Below are 220 nucleotides of genomic sequence, written 5' to 3'. Positions count from 1 at the left end.
TGTTGCAGCAGGCGGGGCCCATACTGGCCCGTGCCTGTATCGATATGATTCCCTTCAATTGTTTCTATACCGAGGAAAATTATCTTTTCTATGACCAGGAATTTGTGCGGCAAAGCGCAAGCTTCGGAAGGTACGGTTGGCGAAGATTTCAGAATCTGCTGCCACAGTCCCTCCAGCAGCTGCGCAAAGCGCTCGGGCTGGCCTGCATGGGCCAGTTCCG

The 220-nt window shown here is 54.1% G+C and carries 1 protein-coding gene; it reads right to left on the bottom strand.

What is annotated here, in order from left to right:
* On the bottom strand, positions 1-220 hold a 220-nt coding region (locus H6B10_RS17105), incomplete at both ends, for a hypothetical protein (RefSeq protein WP_204652529.1).

Origin of the sequence: Gemmiger formicilis (genome assembly GCF_016901605.1) — a bacterium.
Taxonomy (GTDB): domain Bacteria; phylum Bacillota; class Clostridia; order Oscillospirales; family Ruminococcaceae; genus Gemmiger; species Gemmiger formicilis_B.
Note: the sequence above shows the minus strand (reverse complement) of the source record. Positions and strands in the feature narration are given on the sequence as shown.